The sequence below is a fragment of the Acinetobacter sp. YK3 genome (genome assembly GCF_001729365.1).
Classification (GTDB): domain Bacteria; phylum Pseudomonadota; class Gammaproteobacteria; order Pseudomonadales; family Moraxellaceae; genus Acinetobacter; species Acinetobacter vivianii.
This window is the reverse complement of the sequence record NZ_LZPJ01000079.1, coordinates 1-21,132: the sequence shown is the minus strand read 5'-3', so window position 1 is coordinate 21,132 and position 21,132 is coordinate 1. Positions and strand designations below refer to the sequence as shown.

Genomic DNA, 21,132 nt, shown 5'->3' with positions numbered 1-21,132 from the left:
CAATAAATTTGGTTAACAAATACTTAAAACTTCAATTTCTCCTATTAGCTCAAGCATCACAATTCCGAAATAATTCACAAAATTTATGGATGAATCTTAAGATAATTTGCGGATAAAATTATTTAAGTTTTGGCTTACATTCATTCAGGAAAATTGCGAATTATCTGATTTCCTATCATGGATTCATCAAGAACTAGATGCTCGAAAACCTAAAACAAAAAAATAAGTCTCATAAAGTAAGACAGAAGTTATGTTTATGTGGAAATTAGCACACAACCTCTTCTTTGATCTACTTTGCCTACATTTTAGCTAACTAAATAGCCTAGCTGCCATATTATCTAAAAGTTCCTTTCTTGATTCCCAATCAGGCATCACTTGGCTCATAAGCTGATAAAATCTCTCACTATGGTTATGTTCAGCTAAATGACAAAGTTCGTGCAAAATCACATAATCAATACATTGAGTAGGTGCTTTAACCAGATAAGGATTTAAAACAAGTGTCCCTTGAGGTGAACAGCTTCCCCACTGTGTCTGCATCTTAATAACACGAAACTGTGGTTTTTCAGTAACCCATAGAGCTCTATCCAAAACGTGCTCTAAACGCTTTAAAAATACACTCTTCGCCTTTGCCTTATACCAATGATCTAGCACTTCTTTAATATGCCCAGCATCCTTTCGGCCTACATAAACTTCAAATTTACCACGCAATAGTTTTACACTCGGAACGTCATCATTCTCTATAACTTTTAATAGATACTGTTTACCTAGGTAATAATGGCTTTCGCCACTGATATATCGACGCGGAGTAATAAATTCTTTCTGTTGACGAAAGGCCCGTAATTGCTGATATATCCATCGACTACGTTTCTGTATCGCTTTTAACACATCATGATCAGTCGCGATTTCAGGAGCATGGACGACGACTCTACAATCAGCATGCACCTTAATTAAGATTTTATTCACTTCTCCAGAACGCGGTACCCTTTCATAGGGGATTGTTTCATCCCCATAAATAAAGCTATATGGTCTAGTTCTGATAGCATCTTTACCCACCATTCAGCCCTACTCGCGTGATTTGTACAATCATTTCTACAATTTTCTTCGCATGATCCATTCCACTACCGATTGCTTTACACTCTTTAAACATCATCGGTAGTAACTTTTTACGTATGTCAGCTTCGATGTTTTGTGGATTAATAGAATTTTCTGCAACTGAATTTGTTACAGAGTGATCAACGTCAAACGCAAGCTGAATCCACTTATCTTGGTTCTGCTGATCATTGATTGAAAAGGCTTCAGGCAATATTTTCTTAAACACACCGTAATAAGCTTGAGCATGTTTATTAGTACCAAATACATCAGGAATTTCAGCTAAACGTCGAGACTCAACTTGTTCTTCAAATTCTCTAAAAAGCATGTATTGTTTCAAAGGATGATCAAACTCCTTTTCAGCATCTTCAATTGCTTGACGTAAAAGTTTAGAAAAAGCTTCCTGAGCATACGGATCATCCCGTAGCTCTTGTTCAATCATCTTGGTTACACGCGTTTTAATGATATCCGTTTCATTACGGGTCTTCTCTTCACTCCAGTCTTCAGGCTGTACAACTTTACCCATCTTGCCTACTTCATATACACCATTAGGCTCTTTTACCTCAACACCCACCACATGTTTATCAAGAAGCTTTTTAACTTGATCAGCATATTCATCATAATCTACTGTTTCACCAGCATCATGCTTAGCCAACTGACGTAGACTTGAAAACAACTTGACGGTTTCTTTGTAATGTTGACGATCAGCTTCTGTAAAACTTTTATCTTCAAAGAATGTAGCTGACTGTAATGCAACTTTCAAACAGCTTGCAAATTCAGTTAAAGCTTCATAAAAATCATCACGGACTTTCAGATGTACATCAACTAACTCACCATCTCTTTCTTCAATACGCGGTACTAGAACTTGGCGTAACTGTTCAATATCATTTTTATTTTTTACATTCTCAAATATTGCCCATAATGATTTATACAGACGAGGCAAACGCTTATATTCAGTACTCATTTGAATATATAAGCCCGCAATATCATTGATGTCGTAACCACCTTGGGTGCGAGCAGCCAAGTCTTGATATTTGAGAATTGTTGTATCCAATTCTTTTAAAATGCCGCGGTAATCAATCAACAAACCGAATTTTTTCTTAGGATGAAGTCGATTTACACGTGCAATCGCTTGAATTAGATTGTGTTCTTTCAAGTTTTTATCGATGTAAAGAACAGTATTTTGGGGTTCATCAAATCCTGTTAAAAGCTTATCCACTACAATCAACAACTTGAGTGAATCATCTTTTTCAAAACGCTCAATCACTTGTTTGGTATACGCTTGCTCATCCTGAGTACCGACATTCTCTTTCCACCATTGGGTCACTTCAGGTGTTGTCGATTCATCAACATCAGTATTTCCTTCACGGGTATCTGGAGGACTCATGACGACTGCTGACTCAAATAAGCCTGCTTCATCCAAGTACTTTTTATACTTAATCGCTGAAGCCTTGCTATCACAAGCAAGTTGGCCCTTTAAACCATCATCGATATTTTTAACAAAATGGTTCGCAATATCTAAAGCAATCAACCGAATACGGTCATCCGCAGTATAAAGTTGACCTTTTCTCGCAAATTTACGCTTTAAATCTGCTTTTTGCTGATCTGTTAACCCTTCTGTAATACGCTCAAACCACGTATCAATTGCTCGCTCGTTTACATCTAAGTCAGGGATACGCTCTTCATACAGCAAAGGTGTTACGGTTTTATCCTCCACTGCTCTTTGCATGGTATATGCATGCACAATAGGACCAAACTTATTTACCGTTTTTTCATCTTTGAGCAATGGCGTACCTGTAAATGCCACAAATGCTGCATTTGGAAGAGCAAGCTTCATTCTTACATGATTTTCACCGCCTTGACTTCGATGACCTTCATCAATTAAAACAATGATATCTGAGCTCTTATTTTCACATTCAGGTAGTTTCGTAGCTGAATTAAACTTCTGGATCAAAGAAAAAACAATTCGCTCTGTACCCTTGCCAATTTGCTCAGCTAAACGCTTACCTGAAGTTGCCATGGCATTTTGCTTGTCTTTTCTACCCGCTAACTCACCACCCGAAGCAAAGGTTTTACTGAGTTGATCCTCCAAATCGACACGGTCAGTTACGACCACAATGCGACATTGTTTTAAAGCTTCATGCAAGATTAAAGCTTTACTCAAAAAAACCATCGTAAAGGACTTACCCGAACCCGTAGTGTGCCAAATCACGCCACCTTCACGACCACCGCTTAAATTTTTAGTGCTAATTCGCTCGATAAGTCGTTTGATGCCAAAGATTTGCTGATAGCGAGCGACAATCTTCCCAGCTTTTTTATCAAAGAGTGTATATAGGCGAACAATCTCTAATAACCGTTCAGGCATTAATAAACTGATGAGTAATTGATCTTGACCTGTTACAGCTAATTCACCACCTGCAATGAGGTTCTCATACCATTTCAAATCATCTGCTGGACGGTATGCGAATAGGCTATCTTTTTGTGTAGTACTCAGTTTCTTATTTTTAAATACATACATTTCTGCATCAGAAATATCCTCTTCACGCCATGCAGCCCAAAATTTCGCAGGCGTATTACATGTACCATAACGTCCTTCATGCCCATTAATTGAAAGAAGTAGTTGGCTATAAGCAAAAAGATGCGGAATTTCATCTGGACGCTGATTGCGTAAAGATTGGGAGATCCCTTCGTTGATGGTTGGACCTTTCTTTGCTTGGCTATCTGGTCGTTTTGATTCGATCACCACCAAAGGAATACCATTTACAAAGCAAACGATATCAGGTCTTCGATTATCTATCCCACCTGAGCGAGTTACACAAAATTCTTCAGTATAAGAAAAATCATTATTGTGAACATCATGCCAATCAATGATTGGGATGGTTGGGCTGACCTTCTTACCATTCACAAACTCAGTGACTGAAATACCGTACAGCAAATGGTTATAGATTTTTTCATTGGCTGTAAGTAAGCCTTCATTCAATGCTGGACTACAAATTTCTGATATCAAATTATCTACTGATTTTGCAGAAAGTGGATATTCTTGACCTGCAAATGTAAATTTACGCTTTGATAATTCATGATGCAAAATTTGACGTAATACAACTTGATCCTGTTTACCATCACGGGCATCAAGTGCCTGTGATGGAGATAAAAATGACCACCCCAAATTAGTCAACAAGGCTAAAGCAGGAAGCTTTGCACTATATTCTTCTTGGAATTTAGGAAGAAAATTTGTCATCAATTATATCTCGATAAATTAGCAGTTTAGATTCGATTTGAATCAACGATTAAGAACTGCATCACAATCATATCCAGGAGGCAAATGTTTGAATGAATCTCTTGAATTTGGTGAAGATTTAAATTGAAAATCTCTTAATTCCTTAATCGACAATTTGGTTGTAAGTACACAAGTATTTTCCCCACCTTTGACATAAAGCATAGTTTTGCTATCTGTTTTGGTAGGTCTCAATACACAAGACCCTCCATAATGAGAAGTATTGGCCTGTACTGTATAACAGTGTAAATCTCTCACCGCAGATTCGAGAATATGCTGATAATAATTGGTATCTCTGTTCCAAACACACGCTATTAATAGGTCAATTTCTGATTTAAATAAAACTCTATGCGTAATATCTGATAGTTCAAAACAATTGTATGTTGCAAAAGAAATACCACGCCAAGATACTTTATGATAATAGGCACATGGCTTAAGTTCTAAATGCCCAGCCTTCAATCTTATAGTTTGAAGCAAGTCTAACTCTGATGGTGCATAATGATTTTTTATTCGTGCTGTTACTACACACGACTTATATTCACCTGCAACTCTAAATGGCAAAGCCTCAATGATTAAATTGTACGCGGTATCATTTACAACCCAATGTTCTAGACCGAATACCAAACCTATTTGATGTCTTCTTGCAAAGGCGATCATAAATGGGAGCCAACTTACTGGAATTGCCACTTCTGGTAAAATAAGTAAATCTGCATTTTCTCTTAATGATGAATTAAGAATATTAAACAGTCTTTCTTGCCTATTAAAACTTAGATTTGGCTTGCAATCTTTTCTTACAGCAGAGGCTATGTCCGAGTCTGTTATCTTTAAATTCCCAATAGCTAGAGTAACAGCCTCTTTAGATTCACATCCAGCAACTTTAAGTTTAGATTTTACTATGCCTGTATTAGCTGCATTTTCTTGCTCAAATTTTACTGAGAAATCTTGACTAAAACTCTTCTCTTTATATTGTTTTATACATTTTTCCATCCAGTCATTCATATTAGGCTTTTCAGTCAACTCATTTCCTAAATAGAAAAGTTGCCATTCATCAAAATGTATAAACCGTGGTGAAAAGTCTAATTTTATTGTGTCTAAATCTTGATTTTCTGAAGTTAAAAAATCTGTTTCAGAAGTCAAATCTCCCTTATAACTAGAAAAATTGGCTAAAGGCCACGCGACTAAATGGTGTCTTAAAAGGTTAGACTGACGAAACTGCCAAGCATATCTATGTAAATTTGAACCATAATTAATTAGGCTATTGATATTTGATTTGTTGTCTTCATTTATAAATGCTGAATCATTTTCTATAAAACCCCATAAACCATTTGAATATTCTTTAATATCCAACAAACCTAAAGTAATGGATACGGATAATTCACTAAATAACTTAAGGTCATCCTGAATTTTTTTCGTTAAGTTTATAGATTTTTTCTTTAAATTAGGTGTGACTCCATCAATTTTAGAAATCTCAGCATCAATATAATCTTTAAAAGATTTTATGAAACTAAATTGATGGGTAACAACACCATATTGGTATAACTTTTCCCATAAACGGAAAAACTGCAATGCATTTTGACCTTTAAAGAATTGTTTAAGCTGAGGGAGTATATTTTCTTTTCTATCGATATGACATAATCGATGTGCTGTAATATGACTAGAGATATATTTAGAAAGTTCTGTTTCATTTTCAGCCAATCCAATCACACTACGTAAGGTATTCGTAGATCCGTTGTATAAAATGTCGTATGCGAATCGATCTAAATCTTTATCTATATGATCATTAGGTAAAAATTTAAATGCACTACTACGTTCATCGAGCTCTTGCTTGAATAAATCCAATCCAGCTTTACTATGGTCTTTATCAAAAAATTGAAGAATTAACTTATCCTTTTGGATAGGTAATTTATTTCCTTCAATTTGAATTTGATAGTTTGACTGATCTTCAGATTTACTAATTAGTCCTTCAAAGTAATTTTCAATAAAAGATTCAATTGGATTCTCAATATCAAAATTAGGTCTCTTAAAAACCATCAATATATCATCAACATATCGACCATAGTATAAAGGTCTAATATGCTTCTCCACATGATTATCAAAATCAGATAAATACCAATTTGCGATAATTGCGGATGATGCAAAACCAATTGGAAGTAACATTTTATCTTTAGATTTTCTATGTGACCTTGAGATTTGCGGATTAATCTTAACTTGATATGAGGTATATATTTTTTCAAGTAAAATATTTAATTTTAATGCTATATCTAATTCATCAGCTCCATCATTATAATAGCTTTCCACATCCTCTTTTATCTTTTCAAAACTTAAATCTACTTCATAAAAATATGATTTTAGATCTAATGAAAATAAGGCCACATCATCGCCAAATTGAGCAGTTTCTGTAGCTGCTTTAATTGCTTGATCACGCCAAGCATTGTATTGCTCGATATACCGTTTAAAAACCTCTTGACCATTCACCCCATCACACTTATTGCCATATTTTAAAGCCGATGGATGCATTCTATTACCATAGTTATCCTTGCTGACCTTTACCTCAAGGGTTGGACCCGCAAAAAGGCACCAAAGTATTTCTAAAATATGAATTTCAATCGGTGCTTTTACAAAGTAATTAACTTTAGAAACTTGATATTTCTCAGAATCTTTGACATTACTTATAAAAAGTCCATTCCCACCATCATTATGATTCTTTTGTAATTCATCCTCATTTCTATCTACCTTTTTAGGCAATAGATGGTAGTCAATTTGATTTAAAAGTGTTTTTAATTTTTCATCTTCATCTAAATTTTCACAAACAATAAGATTTAATAAGTCATCGAAGATCTCTTCGAGATTATTATTTATTTCAAAATCAGCTATACGCTGTTTTAAAAATAAATTAATATTTTCATGGTAAGCATAGCTTTTTAAATATAAATACGCTTTTTTAATATGATTAGAATTCAACACTAACATTACCCCCTAAAATAAAAAATGCACGTAACCTAAAAAATTATTTATTTTTTAGCAGCTTAAAACTCAACTGATAACGATAAAACTCAATATTCTGAGTCACACTTAAAGCACGACGCATTCTTAAGTCATCTTCCAAAGCAATGATCACACCTTTGACCTGCTGATCAGCCTCAGCCAATTCATCTTTCACATAACCCATATAGCGTTGAATCTGCCCAACAACACGATCACTTGCACGACCACGTTTAAGCTCAACAACAAGCAAGGTCTTTTTATCCTTACTAATTGCTAAAATATCGATTGGACCTGTATCCGATGGATACTGCTGACCAACTAACTGACCATCTTCAGTATAGATGTCATAAGTCGCACCCAACTCAGTCTTAGACCAGTTTTCAACTAGAAAATGCTCAAGATGCTTTTCCAAAGCAAAAGCCGCTGGGTCTTCTACAACTTCATCAGGCTCTAAACCTTCAACGGGCTCTTTGCCTTGTATAAGAGTTTTTAGTTCTTCGGCATATTTAGTGATATTACTCACAGTACCGACTGATCCCGACGAGTTTTTTAGCTCTTGAGACATCAATTCTCTAGGCAAGGTTTGCTCAAACCATTCAATTTTTCTTCGATGGCTTAATTCCCCAGAAGGTACATAATAGTAATCTGAAATCACTTTACCTACTAAGTAGTTACCGTCTCCACGAGGCGTTAGAATGATATCTCCCTGTTTAATCCCTTTGCAGATGGTATGTAGCATGCCACATGCTAAGCCTGCTGAAATCTTACTTTTTTCAGGCAAGGCTGTTAAATAAACAGGAATAAAACGATGATTAAACTCACGCCAATCATCAGGTAAATCAGGGGTTAAGTCTTGGTCAATATTCCAGTTGGCGGCAATAAAGCCACCTTCTAGAAACTCTTGAGCAAATACGGATTTCGCGCCCGCCATAATGCGGTAATAACTCGGTATTGTTTGCATCATTAGGCAGCCACCTTGACACGTTTTTTACCTGTTAAAAGTTGTTGCATCAGAGTCTTTTTCTCTTGGTTTAAGCAATCAAGTTTTTTCTGTAATGTCTCAATTTCCTGATCTGCTATTCTGAGAACAGCAGCAATTTTCTGTTGCTCTTGTAAAGAAGGTGGGCACCGAAATTTTGTTTTCTTTGCATTCTGAATTGTGTATGTACCAACTGTGGTAACTGAAGCTTGAGCTTCAATTTGCTCTTGGACAAAGTCAGATTGAAAACAATACTTAAAATAATCTGAAAAAATATGATTTTTTAATTTAAACCAGAGTACATTCCCATCTTTAAAATAAAATTTGTCACCATTTTTTACTTGATATGAAATACCAAGTGTACCCACACCACTAACTAGAAAATCACCTGCACTTGGTATCCCATATTTTTGGGAAAGTTCTAAAAAAAGTTCATCAGATATAAAAATTTCACTTCTGAAAGCTTGTCTTTTACTTAAAGAGACCAGCTCTCTCGTTCTGTAAAATGGTACACCTTCATTTTTCCAATCAGCTTGCAAAACCCGTTTACTGGATCCAACATCAAAATATTCTTCAACTAATTTTTGACTCCACTCATCACCGAACCTCACACCGTTTTCATCCAATAACCGCTTCTTACCCGTCAACAATTGTTGCATCAGTGCTTTTTTCTGCTGTTGGCTGTTTTCAAGCAGTTTTTCAGTAGTTGAAATCGCTTGATCCCAGGTGGAAAGGATTTGAGCGATTTTTTTTTGTTCTACCAACGGTGGACATTCAAGAATAAGTTTACGAATATCAGCAAGATTAATTCGTGCAAATGTAGAACCTCCCGCTAATCTTACAATTCTTTTTTGCACTTCTTCAGATTGGATTTTATAAAATAGATATTTACTATCTGATTTCTCTGCCTTAATCAGTACTGTATCTTGACCAAGCACAAATGGCTTCATAGAGTCTACAAAACTCAGGACACCTACTGATTGGTTACGGCTCATAACAAGATCACCAATCTCAACAGTACAATGGTCCATTAAGGACTGATACTCATCCTCTGTTACTCGCTTGGTTGGGGAAGTCAAATCTAATGCTCCCCACTTAATAGTCCCAGGAGAAATCAACGGAATACCAGATTCAACGTAATGAGGCGTACGATGCTTACAATCAATCACTTTTGAGACTTGTGATAATGAAAGTATTTCCCACTCATTAGGCACCATAACCCAACTCCTCTAAATGCTTCGCCATCTGTACTTCAAGTTCAGCAAGTTGAGTCTTTAACTGCTCACGCTCAGCACGTACAGCAACTAAGTCGATCTCCTCTTCCTCTTCAAATGTGTCGACATAACGAGGAATATTTAGGTTGTAATCGTTGTCTTTGACTTCTTGCAAAGTCGCCAAATACGCATACTTATCAACACTTTTACGAGCACGATAAGTTTCAACAATCTTAGTAATGTTCTCTTCGGTTAAGTTATTTTGGTTTTTACCTGACTTAAACTCACGGCTAGCATCAATAAACAAAACAGAATCATCAGATTTTTGCTTTTTGAAAATTAGAATCGCCGCAGGAATCCCAGTGCCATAAAATAGCTTTTCAGGTAAACCAATCACTGCATCTAATAAATTTTCGTTAATCAACTTCTCACGAATCTTACCTTCAGAAGAGCCACGGAATAATACACCATGTGGTACAACAACCCCCATACGACCAGTAGTTGGCTTTAAGGTCTCAATCATATGAGAGATAAACGCATAATCACCTTTAGTCTTTGGTGGTACGCCTCGACGGAAACGATCAAACTTATCATTTTCAGCTGTATCATGCCCCCATTTATCCAATGAAAATGGCGGATTTGCTGTCACAATATCAAACAGCATTAAGTCACCATTCTGATCCAAAAGTTTTGGATTACGAATGGTATCTCCCCACTCAATTTTATGGTTATCTTCACCATGCAAGAACATGTTCATTTTGGCAAGTGACCAAGTCGAACCAATCGCTTCCTGACCATAAAGGGCGTATTGCTTACTGTTATGGTTGGATACGACTTTACGACCACACTTCATTAACAATGAACCAGAACCACATGCAGGGTCACAAATACTGTCACCTTTCTGTGGATCAAGTAACTCCGAAATTAAGTCAGATACTTCAGGCGGTGTATAGAATTCCCCTGCTTTTTGACCACCACTTGCAGCAAAGTTTTTAATCAAAAATTCATAACCGTTACCAATCACATCAAGCGATCCAATACGGCTTGGTTTTAGATCTAAATCCTTAGAAGCAAAAACTTCAAGTAAATCTTTCAGAATCGTATTCTTTTGTTTTTCTTCACCCAATTTATCTGTATTAAATGAGATATCTTGGAAAACACTTTTGCCTGCATCTTTTAGTTTTGTACCATTCGCTTCTTCAAGTGCATGTAAAGCAATATCAATACGCTCACCATTACCTGGCTCATAGCGACGCTCAAGTAAGCTATAAAAACTAGACTCACGAGGAAGTACAAAACGCTCGCTTTTCATCAATTCTTCAATTAGTTCTGGCTCATCACCATGTTCTTTTTTATAGTTATCGTAGTGGTCTTGCCATACATCAGAAATATACTTTAAGAACAGCATTGTCAAAATAAAGTCTTTATACGTGTCAGCGCTAATCGTGCCACGGAATACATCACATGCAGACCAAAGGGCTTTATTGACTGTATCTTGATTAATTTGAGTAACCATTATTTATTTCCTTTGAGCAGTTGTTGGAACATGCCCTGCATCATTATTTCGCGATTTCTTAATAACTTTTGAGAAAGAACTTGTTCTTCCTCCCAAATATTGTTGAGCTGGATAATCTGTTGCTGTGTTTCCAAATGAGGAATCGGTATCTTGAATTGACCTACACTCGCAACAGTTAACATAGAAATATTTGAGCCCTGACTTTCTTGGCGTAACTCATATTGCGCAATCGGTTGATTTAAGTACCAACATAAATACTCTGGTAAAAGTTTTTGCTTATTAGCAAATAAAATTAAAAACTGACTACTTACAATCAGTGGCAGATCAGCGGGATTTTGCCTACCCACAAAATAAGATGCCTTGTAGTATTCTCCCCGACAGGGCAGTAACACGCACTCAGTATCGATTAGCGAATTCGCTTTTCCTTCCCAATGAATTTGAGGCAATTCATTAGTATACAAACGCTGGGATTGAGTCACATCACGAATACTACGTACATCTTTAATTTGCGCTAAATGAGCATTACCAGTTTGCAGTTCCTCAATTTTTTCCCTAAATGTAAAGCCAGTCCGCACTTCAGCAATATCACTCAGTTTGACTACTTTCTTTAAATTAGACATAAATATTACTCTTAAAGCGATTGAGCCATCCTTGGCTCAAAATACTTATGATGCAGCGCCAATATATTTCTTAAGCCAATCCGTCATGGATTTGTCTTTATCTGAATCCAAATTTACCCAAGCTGCATCTTGTTGCAAACGAGTCACTAACAAACCATCATCGTTATCCATGACCTGTCTTAAATCATCTCGAATCTGGGGAGCTGTTTTTTCAGAAACGATAATCCAGCAAGATTTTAAAGGTCGGCACCATGTTCCATAAGCCTTAATTTTCTTATAAAGCTCATCATAATTACGTTGTTTACGCAGGTCATAATTGATCTGATATACTTTCATAGTTCACTTCCTTTAATGGTTCATGTCGTTAATAAGTTGAGAACATGGCGGCAGGGTGCAACCTGTCGCCAAATCCAATTCTGAACAATCATAGATTTAATGCAGTAGAACACCTATGACCATTCATTGAGTTGAGATTAGTCTGTAATTTCTGACATGTCAAGAATAATTTTTACAGTAGATCATCTATGATAAAAATTATTACACTATCTAAATAACATTAGAATACCTTTCCCTCTCATAGTTTCACTAGCTAGAAAAAAGCATGAAGCGTCATATAGTGACGTTCTTAATATTATAAAAATTTCTGTGCTTAAGGCTTTTCAAAAGCATAAAGTCTAGCCACCTAAATAGTAGATATAGCAATAAATAAGTTATTCTAAATAAATATTAATCAAACATAATACCCCATCAATAGTTTAATAACTTACCTCCTTTTATGCATTACAATAAAAATTATAATTTTCAAAAAACATATAAAATAATCTCACCAAAATATTTACATAATAATTTAAAAAATATAAAATCTATTTTTTTCAGTTATTGATTAAAATAAAGAAATTTTAAATCCATAACTAATAACTTAAACACTATTTAAACAGATCAACATCAATCTATAAGGAAAAGTAAAATGACTAATATTTTTGATTTAGAGATCAGAAACTCTACAACTATATCACCATTTATAAAAGAAGAAATTTCTTTTGGTAGTGCCAACTGCATTTATCTTATTGATCAGTTTTGTGGAAAAATACCACAAATAATTAAAAATAATAAAATCTCCAATCTTTCTAAGGCTTATCCAAGATTTTTACTTGACTCAAATGTAGTAGATTGCTTAGATAATCTTGTAAACAATGGTACTAAAACTGATGGTAGCTCTAAATTTCTTAGTTTTTTCGCCAGAAATAATTGGCCTCTTGATTATAATTTTTATTTATTAGAGCACTTTTCAAAGACTAATATAGATGATTTTAAATCCAATTCTACTCGAAGGATAAGTTCCATTCTAACTTTAGAATCTATGAGTCCAGAAAAATATTTAGAAACAGAAGAAATTATACTAGATGAAAATAAAGTTAATATTCTTTTTAAACAGCATAATGTAAAAAGTATAAACGAATTATCCCAAAAAATCATAACAGAATTCATAAATAATTATGATCCTAATAATTATATAAATAGAACCATTAGATCTATAGAGGTAATGTTAATTAAAATGTTGCTTATTAGAAAAGAAGAAATTCATAGCGGCTCTCTAGAAGATCAATTAGATGCTATCAAAAAATTTATTATGGAAGATATGAAAATTGTACTTGCTAAAGAGTTGCATTTAGCACTGCATTATTTTAGTGATAAAGCAGGAAAATTACATGGTACACAACGAAGTACACCAATTGAAACGGCAAAACGTAGAATAAGATCTACTGCTTGGGATATGATGCTACTCAAATTACCAGAAATTTACTTAACTCCATCGATGCCCAATGAAGAAATAGACCTTCTTTTCATTGTAACTGAAGAGAAAAAACTTAAAGAATTAGCCAATTTATATAATATAGAACGTATAAAATTTTCTAATAATTGGTGTAATCCTCTAATAAGCTACAACTTAAGTAATTATTCTAATGAAATGCAAACTAAACTAACATCAATTGATGAAGAATTAAAAAAAATAGCTTTATCAAACTCAAAAACTATGCCAAATGAATTATACGAATCTTTACAAAAACGGTTAGAATCTTTCTGCTCTAAACAATAGATAATTAAAAATTTTTTAGTACACTGTAACCATAGTTCTGAAATTATCTAATAAGAGCTCGCTTCTAAGCCAGTCTGTAAAATATATACAGATTGGCCATCTATGAAATCATAGTTTTTCAAGCTATTTTAAAAAATAACCTAATGTATTGTCTTTAGAATCTCCCCATCCTGTCCAGATATCAGTCAGTTTTACGTAATGCTGATTGATGCTTTGGACTCTGTATAAATAGCTACGTGGTGGAGAAATTTGATTGATACGTACTTTCTCAATTAAAATAAAGGTCTTGTCATCTAGCCATCTCACCCTTAATGCTAAAGGATCTTGGCATTGCCCCATTTCGGCATACATAACTGCATCCTTAGCATTTTTGGCAAAAGATAATCCTGCACATTCAGTATCTGGTAAATCCAAGATTAGACGCTTCCCTACTAGAGTTTCTTTGGCACCTGCACAAGCCAGTGTTGAAAGACTTAAACATAATCCTGCGAATATTAATTTTTTCATTTGATTTGACTCTTTATTTATTTGGAGGTTAAAACACATTGTCAATAAAGCCATACTGTAAGATGTGCTGTGAGAAATTGACTGAATTGTCATAAAGGCTGATAAAAGCAATCATGTCATTCAGATTAGAAGCATCTTGTTTACTCGTGACGAGAAGTTTTTTAATCATCAATGTCATTCTATTGTTGTCCTTATTTTCGATTACCGTTCATTCACATTAAACCAGTAGGAATATTCCTTTGGCTGACCACTCACCAAGACATTACTGAGTTTGACATCGTAGATCACGTTCAATTTCAAATCGTCAAAGTTAAACTGGATATGGTTGGGTACCCCGATATTTTCATAGCGGATATTACTGATCTTTTGTTTAGCACCACTACTTCGTTCAGTGACAACAACGTTAGCTTTGGCGTAGTCCACATTGCGATTGGCAAAGAAGTTCTTTTGATCAGTTAAAACTGAAATCGAGAGAATTGAACCCGCCATATAATATTTTGCTGGATAGTTATGGTAGGGATAGGCAATCACACCAAGGGGTGCAGTGGTTGCATGATTAAAGGGATAAACCACTTTATAGGACGTACCGACCACATAAGGGAATCGAGTATCCTTAAATGATGGTGCATTGACTGAACCATAGGCCGATTTTTGTAAGAATGGATTGAGCATCCAGAGTCGATGCCCCACATCTCCTGCAAACAGGTTTAATTTGTCATGCACCATATTTGTAATGCTTTCGGCAGGTGAATAGTCATATTTATTCTGTCTTACCCCCATTTCTAGGCTACTGGTTCTTGCACCTACCGCACCAATATCGGAATAGCAGTTTGTGTTGGCTTCGGGGTAATGGGTCAAGATGTTATTGGAGGCAATAATCAGCGCCGTCTGCATCATCTCATCTTCACGGGCATCGTCATAACTTACACGTGGTAATCCATGCAAGGCACGAACCGTATTGATTTCATTTAAAAATTCATTTCTAAACTTTGCACTGAGCTTACCTGCATAACAGTTGTTGATATCGGGTGCCTCGCTCATGGATGAGGCTTTAAATACATCAAAGCTGATGGTCTGACTCTCTGCTGCCAGTGTTTTGGCATCACCCTCTTGGGTGAGCTTAAGAGTACATACCCCCGCACCAATCCCCTTGAGTTCTCCCTGACTATACGTACAGGTTGATGAAGAAAGGCTGCTAATCGAGACAGGAAGTTTGGCACTGGATTCAGTATCCAGTGAATACACACTCTCCGTCAGGATGTATTTCATTTTGAATGGGACAATGGTTTGTTTGAGCTTATTGACACACACATTATTTTCTAGATATTGATCGGCAGCACAAGTCACATTGACGGTCATGCTGCTATTCAATGGTAGAACTTTTGCCGTGCCTGCCAGTGTCAATCCCAGAGTACATTGTCCAACCTTTAGAGCTTTGAGTTCACTGCCATTTACACTACAGATGTTGGGAGTGTTACTGCTAAAAGTCACTGCCAGCCCTTGATCTGTCTGAAGCGATAATGGATAGCTTTGACCTTGAATCAGCGTACTCAATGGGAATGCCTGAATATTCTGCACTGTCTTGTTTTTACATGTGCCCTCTTCCAGATATTGGCTCTCAGCACAAGTCACGGGCTTAGGATTGGTATTGCCATTATCAGGATTTTCCGTTGCACTGCCATTGGATGAATTAGAATCTCCACTGGAACCACCACCACACCCGACCATGACTGTGCTGATTGATAACATCAGCACAGATGGCATAAACGATTTTGAAATCATGTTTGACTGCCTTATATTTATATATTGTTGTTATTGATAATGGTCAGCCGAAAGGAGTTGACGGATTTCACTGGCCATTTTTGGACTACGCCAAGGAAATAGCACTTTGAGGCTATAATTAGGCTTGAATTGATCCCGTGTTCCAATATTGACCTGAAACTCACGTTTCATCGGTGCCCGATGGACTTGTTGATTAACATGAGTTCCCATCATTGGGTTACTGATTACGGTAGTCGTGGTTCTAAAGCGATCTTCAACCAGATTGTAATGTCCAACAGAAGTAATGTAGTCAAAAGGATATTTGACTAGGGGTTGATCGGGCTGGTCAAACAGGATGATAGTTTTGTCCTGACTGTTTATCCAGACTCCACGATTTTGATAGTTAAATGTTTCCCCTTGGTGCTTCAGTTGTTCGGTCATCCCGTCAAAGTAGGTATTTCCATATTCATAGAGGTAGTAAATGATCACAAACCAGAATAGGTCAAAGCCAAAGAAAATATAGCCAAACCATCCAAAGGAAAAGAGTTTGGCAATAATCAGAAAGATCACTATCGGCAGCACCACACACTTTAAAAATAGCTTGGATTTCTGTGGACGGTTTTCGATTGGAATGATTTTGGGTTTCGTTAATTCAGTCATGGTTGTTTCCCGCATGTTCAATGCAATTCACAATCAGCAGCAGATATAAAAAGTTTTATTTTTACAGGCGTGACTTAGCCATCCACCGTTGGATTGTTCTTTTAAAAAATTTTTTTAATACAGACGAATAATAAAAGTTAGCCGTCTAGTCCCCGTTGCAAAGCACAACAAGGTTGAACAGGTGGCGAGGTACAAATGAGAAAAGATAGATACAGCATGAGAAGCTCCTTGTGTTAAAGAAGTTCTACCAATTAAACCAATCGATTGGCTTATTTTGATTTCATGGATAAGCCTAAAATGGTCTGTTCTTCTTTATTAAAATGAAACAATAAAATGAATTAATAAATCTCCCAACCATACCTTTAAATATTTGGACTGATGAAATGGGATTAGTCATGTTAGCTAAGATTCAGATTGGACTTATCATTTTATGACCTTATTCAATACAGCTATTGGTGATATCCTGATTCAACCCATTCATATTAGAGAAAGCTTAATGAAAGTCTTAACTATTATTGAGGTCATGATAAATTCAGCTCATTGTTTTAAATAATCATCCTAGTTTTTATGATTTACCATCTTCTGTTAACAACTTTGCTGATTCACCCAAATACAAAAGCGAATAAATACTGAGCGATAACAGCCGTCAATCAACCTACATGCTCACAATATCTCAGCCGTCAGAAATTTTTCATATCTCCAGTATAATCAACAACTTATTAATATTAAGATATGTAAAAACCACAGATTTTATCGTTGACAGCCTAAGGTGTACACAGCTAAGCTAATTCTACACAGCAAAATCTGTGTACAGGCGTGAGAACATGATATATCCTAGGTGCAAATTAATGTCGCACTAGCGGCAATTTTTTTGTCTACTGTTTAGCAGTCGTTATGGCAGCTTGACAGGGCAACCGTAAGGTTGGCTGATCCTAGATTCAGTATTGTCACCCCTGTAAAGCTGCCACCCTCATTGTGACAAGTGATGGCGGTAAGTAATTAAACTTATCTAGGACTACTGCTATGAACGCAATTCTTCATGGTGCAAACACTTGCACACCTAAAAAACAAGCCTCTCAACTGATTGTTGAACTCGGTAAATCTATTTCAAACCCTCAGCGTCAGACACTCGCCAATGTTTATATTGCTGTTGACACCGCAAATTCCTTACTCAAAGAGCTTGAACAAGCACATCAAATCATTCGTGAATGTATGAATGAAATGAATGATGAACAAATCCTTGAAGTCGCAAAGCTCAATCAAAATAACAACCTCTCCTCTCTATGGGCATTCCGTACGCATCAACGTCACAAGTTGATTGAACGCGCACAACGTGTGCTGTTTGGAGCTGGTCATGTCCCAGGCTAAGAAGAATAACAATCTCCTGATTTCGGGAGACTATCCTTTAATAGCTTCGCCTACGCTTGCAAAAGCGTATGGTGTTGCGGCCGCCAATTTTCTACAGAAATTGCATTATTGCTTAGAAAATAACGAAGGGAAAATTTTTAATGGAAAAAAGTATTGGTTTCACAGCTACGAGCAATGGCAAACCACACTTGGTGTGTATAGCATATCAACGATTAAAAGAATCGTTGCAAAGTTAAAACTAGCTGGAATTTTAATCATTGAAAAATTGGCACAAAATAAATGGCTACAAACAAATTTCTATACGATTAACTATAAGAAATTAAAACAACTCATCACAGTGAATAATGGGCAAAACAATCTGCCTAACGAGGTAGCTACTACCTCAGATCCAGTCGTAATCACACCGCCTCTAAAGAAGGCTGTTCAAGCAGCCCAACCCTCGGTATTGATAAATTCGAATCATCCAACATTTCAAGCCATCCACATTAAAGCCAATAAAGTTAAACCGTCGTTAAAAGTGGCAAAGGAATCCCATTCATACCCCACTTTTTTAACGCTCGAAACTTTTTTAGTAAAAGGACTCAACCAACCGCTTCACCCTGCCGCATCAAAGGAAATATTAAAAAATATGGCGATGAATTACCGTCATTTTTATCAGGCACTCAGGCAGCAACGTATAGATATTGATTGTGATGATCTACGTATTCAACAACTGTTAAAATATCAGAAGCGGATTCTTCAGCATATTGCCTATATCAAACAGAATTTTGCAGGACATGAGCGCTATCAATGGCACACGCTTGAACAACTACAAATGGAAAATTATTTAAAGAAATAGGTCAAATCATACGAAGACCAATTTCAAATGATCCGTCTATAGGAAGTTCATAAACAGATCATTTGATTAAATCAAAGGTTGAACACAGACTGATTAAATCCATTGAACTTGCTCATCGGAGATAACCGTCCGTGGTCTTATGAATCATCATGAATTAGAGGTCAAAGTCATCTTTATCTGATTTTTCTAGAATATGATTACTTTCATGTTGCTGTTCATGTTTTTTAGATAATTCTAATACCTATTCTTTTTTATAAATTTCATACAGATTATTTTGACGAATTTCTTTAATTAACTTTCTATATTCTGCTACCTTTTCCTGATCTTCAGTATTAGCACTATAAAAAATTTCCCGAGGGATTTTAGGAACATCCTTTAATTTCGTTCCATATTTTTTATTATAATCTTCATTTGATAAGCATGACACTGTATTACTCACCTCTAATTGAATACCATAAATTTCTACCATTTTTATTGGTGCATATTTTTCTAAAAATTCATTTATTATTTCTTCAGTTTTTGTTCGGTAATGAAATAATATATTACGACCAAGCCCAAGCACATCAGCTGTAATTTTTAATGCACCACCTTTAGCTGGATTTTTTTGACGATGTTGCTTAAAAAATTGCTCTGGGGAACGTTGAATATTATCCATCATACTTTTTTCTGAAAACAATAAATGTAAATGTGGCTGCGCTGAGCTTCCATCAAGAGCTGCAACATGATTATGAATTGCAATGGTAGATGGCATTTCATATTGACCACAAAACTCTTGCATTAGTCTTTCAGATAATTCTATACGACGATTTTTATCCAATTCTTTTGGTAAAGCAATTGTAATGTGGGATGATGTTCGTCTAGTCACACTTGTATATTGATCTGCCGCATACCAAAACTGATCGGGATGATTATCGACCCATTCCGGCATATTATATGAAGCATAATATTCAAGCTCCTCAACCTCACTCTTATGCTTAGAAAAATATAAAGTACGAGTAATATAATGATAAGCACTTTTTGATAGTCGATATTTTGAATGATCGTCAATCAATTTCTTTTGACTATCACCTTTGACATTGTGGCATAAATGAAAATAATACATTTCTATCTCCGATATTGATTAATTTGGAATATCGGATCCTACAAAATTTTAAAAATTCATGATGAGTTTCGTGAAGAAAAATGAAAAAAACTTAAATTTCGATCAAAAAACACACATTCAATAAAACTGCATGAGTAACAAAACCCAAGAATAAGAGTAACAGACTGAAAAAGTTAAAAAATATCAATTTTTATCAATAAAAACAGATATATAAGCTATTCATAAAAACGTGTAACAGCTTAACAAAATAAGAGTAACACCTACTAAAAATATGAGTAACGCCAATTAAAAATAAGAGTAACATCCTATAATCATTAAAAAATCATATACTTAAGAATTAACAGGGCTGCGCAGCACGAGGAGAAGTGTCTTTTAAATGAGAGCGAAGCGAAATTTAAAAGACACGGATACGAGATATAAAAAATCTTTTTTGCATTCGCAAAAAAGATTTTTTATCTGTCCCACTATTAACAGCCATAAATTAACAGCTCAAATTAACAGAAGAGTAGTATTTTTTGAAAAACTCAACATATGGCGATTTTTTTTAGACTCTGTGATATACCAACATTTTCTTAAATAAAGATGGTTTTAAAAATGGCTAGAGTTAAATTAACAGTGAATGAAATAACTTTAAGAGTTGAAAAACACTTAAAACAGATAGCAAAACGTACTCATTCAGATGAGTTGGTACTTCAATTGATTCAATCGAAAACAGCAAATCAATTTACCGAAGAAGACACAAAAAAATTAAAAAGCAAATATCACAAAATTTTAGAATTAAACAGATTAGCAGAATTAATGGACTCTATCTGCACAATCGCAAAGAGTGATCGCTCTGATATTGAAAATGATATCGTTGATTTTAGTGGATATGAAGACCCTTTCTCTCAAACTGATGAAAGATTAAAAATAGCATTAAAAATGCTAAAAAATTACAATAGAAAAACTCCCAATGAAATTAAAAAAAAAGCACACAATGAAATTAAAAAATCTTTGAATAATTCATATAAGCAAAGAGATCAGAAGATAAAAGATCGAAAGCAAGAGAATCATGAGAAATTTTTTCTTGGAAGTGCGCTTATATCATTTTTTAAATCACAAAATATTGAAATGAATTATCT

15 protein-coding genes and 1 pseudogene are annotated in these 21,132 nt (G+C 35.3%); 4 read left to right on the top strand and 12 right to left on the bottom strand.

What is annotated here, in order from left to right:
• Positions 1-309: 309 nt before the first annotated feature.
• Genes A9Z07_RS07830 through A9Z07_RS07795 form a run of 8 tightly spaced genes read right to left on the bottom strand, consistent with a single transcriptional unit; the run spans position 310 to position 12,013 of the window.
• Positions 310-1,056: a M48 family metallopeptidase gene (locus tag A9Z07_RS07830; protein WP_069577865.1), complete on the bottom strand. Its 747-nt coding sequence runs from the start codon at positions 1,054-1,056 to the stop codon at positions 310-312.
• Positions 1,046-4,327, bottom strand: a complete 3,282-nt coding sequence (locus tag A9Z07_RS07825) for a type I restriction endonuclease subunit R (RefSeq protein ID WP_069577863.1) — start codon at positions 4,325-4,327, stop codon at positions 1,046-1,048. Before A9Z07_RS07825 ends, A9Z07_RS07830 begins: the two co-directional genes overlap by 11 nt.
• Before the next feature lie 42 nt (positions 4,328-4,369).
• The gene (locus A9Z07_RS07820; RefSeq protein ID WP_413772623.1) at positions 4,370-7,327 is read right to left on the bottom strand and encodes a hypothetical protein; all 2,958 of its coding nucleotides are present in this window, start codon (positions 7,325-7,327) and stop codon (positions 4,370-4,372) included.
• A 43-nt stretch (positions 7,328-7,370) separates the two neighbouring features.
• Complete coding sequence (locus tag A9Z07_RS07815) at positions 7,371-8,312, bottom strand: endonuclease NucS domain-containing protein (RefSeq protein WP_069577860.1); 942 nt, start codon at positions 8,310-8,312, stop codon at positions 7,371-7,373.
• Entirely contained in the window at positions 8,312-9,544 is a 1,233-nt protein-coding gene (locus A9Z07_RS07810; RefSeq protein ID WP_069577859.1) for a restriction endonuclease subunit S, read from the bottom strand. The genes A9Z07_RS07815 and A9Z07_RS07810 overlap by 1 nt, the downstream gene beginning before the upstream one ends.
• Complete coding sequence (locus tag A9Z07_RS07805; RefSeq protein WP_069577858.1) at positions 9,534-11,057, bottom strand: type I restriction-modification system subunit M; 1,524 nt, start codon at positions 11,055-11,057, stop codon at positions 9,534-9,536. The genes A9Z07_RS07810 and A9Z07_RS07805 overlap by 11 nt, the downstream gene beginning before the upstream one ends.
• Positions 11,057-11,677, bottom strand: a complete 621-nt coding sequence (locus A9Z07_RS07800; RefSeq protein ID WP_069577857.1) for a restriction endonuclease subunit S — start codon at positions 11,675-11,677, stop codon at positions 11,057-11,059. The genes A9Z07_RS07805 and A9Z07_RS07800 overlap by 1 nt, the downstream gene beginning before the upstream one ends.
• 45 nt (positions 11,678-11,722) lie before the next feature.
• Positions 11,723-12,013, bottom strand: coding sequence for a hypothetical protein (locus A9Z07_RS07795; protein ID WP_004804737.1), 291 nt, complete (start codon positions 12,011-12,013; stop codon positions 11,723-11,725).
• A gap of 631 nt (positions 12,014-12,644) precedes the next feature.
• Here A9Z07_RS07795 and A9Z07_RS07790 point away from each other — a divergent pair.
• A complete protein-coding gene (locus tag A9Z07_RS07790; RefSeq protein ID WP_069577856.1) occupies positions 12,645-13,775 on the top strand; it encodes a hypothetical protein in 1,131 nt (376 codons plus the stop codon).
• Positions 13,776-13,898: 123 nt separating this feature from the next.
• Here A9Z07_RS07790 and A9Z07_RS07785 read toward each other — a convergent pair whose 3' ends face one another.
• From A9Z07_RS07785 to A9Z07_RS07775, 3 genes are all read right to left on the bottom strand, one after another.
• Positions 13,899-14,282, bottom strand: a complete 384-nt coding sequence (locus A9Z07_RS07785) for a hypothetical protein (protein WP_069577875.1) — start codon at positions 14,280-14,282, stop codon at positions 13,899-13,901.
• 201 nt (positions 14,283-14,483) lie between these two features.
• Positions 14,484-16,064, bottom strand: coding sequence for a CAP domain-containing protein (locus A9Z07_RS07780; protein WP_069577855.1), 1,581 nt, complete (start codon positions 16,062-16,064; stop codon positions 14,484-14,486).
• 30 nt (positions 16,065-16,094) lie between these two features.
• Positions 16,095-16,703, bottom strand: coding sequence for a hypothetical protein (locus A9Z07_RS07775; protein WP_069577854.1), 609 nt, complete (start codon positions 16,701-16,703; stop codon positions 16,095-16,097).
• Positions 16,704-17,726: 1,023 nt separating this feature from the next.
• On the opposite strand from A9Z07_RS07775, the gene A9Z07_RS07770 reads away from it, so the two are divergent.
• A complete protein-coding gene (locus A9Z07_RS07770; RefSeq protein WP_069577853.1) occupies positions 17,727-18,071 on the top strand; it encodes a hypothetical protein in 345 nt (114 codons plus the stop codon).
• Complete coding sequence (locus A9Z07_RS07765) at positions 18,058-18,909, top strand: hypothetical protein (protein ID WP_069577852.1); 852 nt, start codon at positions 18,058-18,060, stop codon at positions 18,907-18,909. Before A9Z07_RS07770 ends, A9Z07_RS07765 begins: the two co-directional genes overlap by 14 nt.
• 154 nt (positions 18,910-19,063) lie before the next feature.
• On the opposite strand, the pseudogene A9Z07_RS07760 reads toward A9Z07_RS07765, so the two are convergent.
• Positions 19,064-20,011 (bottom strand): annotated as a pseudogene (locus A9Z07_RS07760) (MobA/MobL family protein).
• A 594-nt stretch (positions 20,012-20,605) separates the two neighbouring features.
• On the opposite strand from A9Z07_RS07760, the gene A9Z07_RS07755 reads away from it, so the two are divergent.
• Positions 20,606-21,132: hypothetical protein (locus A9Z07_RS07755; protein WP_069577851.1), on the top strand; the 527-nt coding region annotated here is incomplete at its 3' end.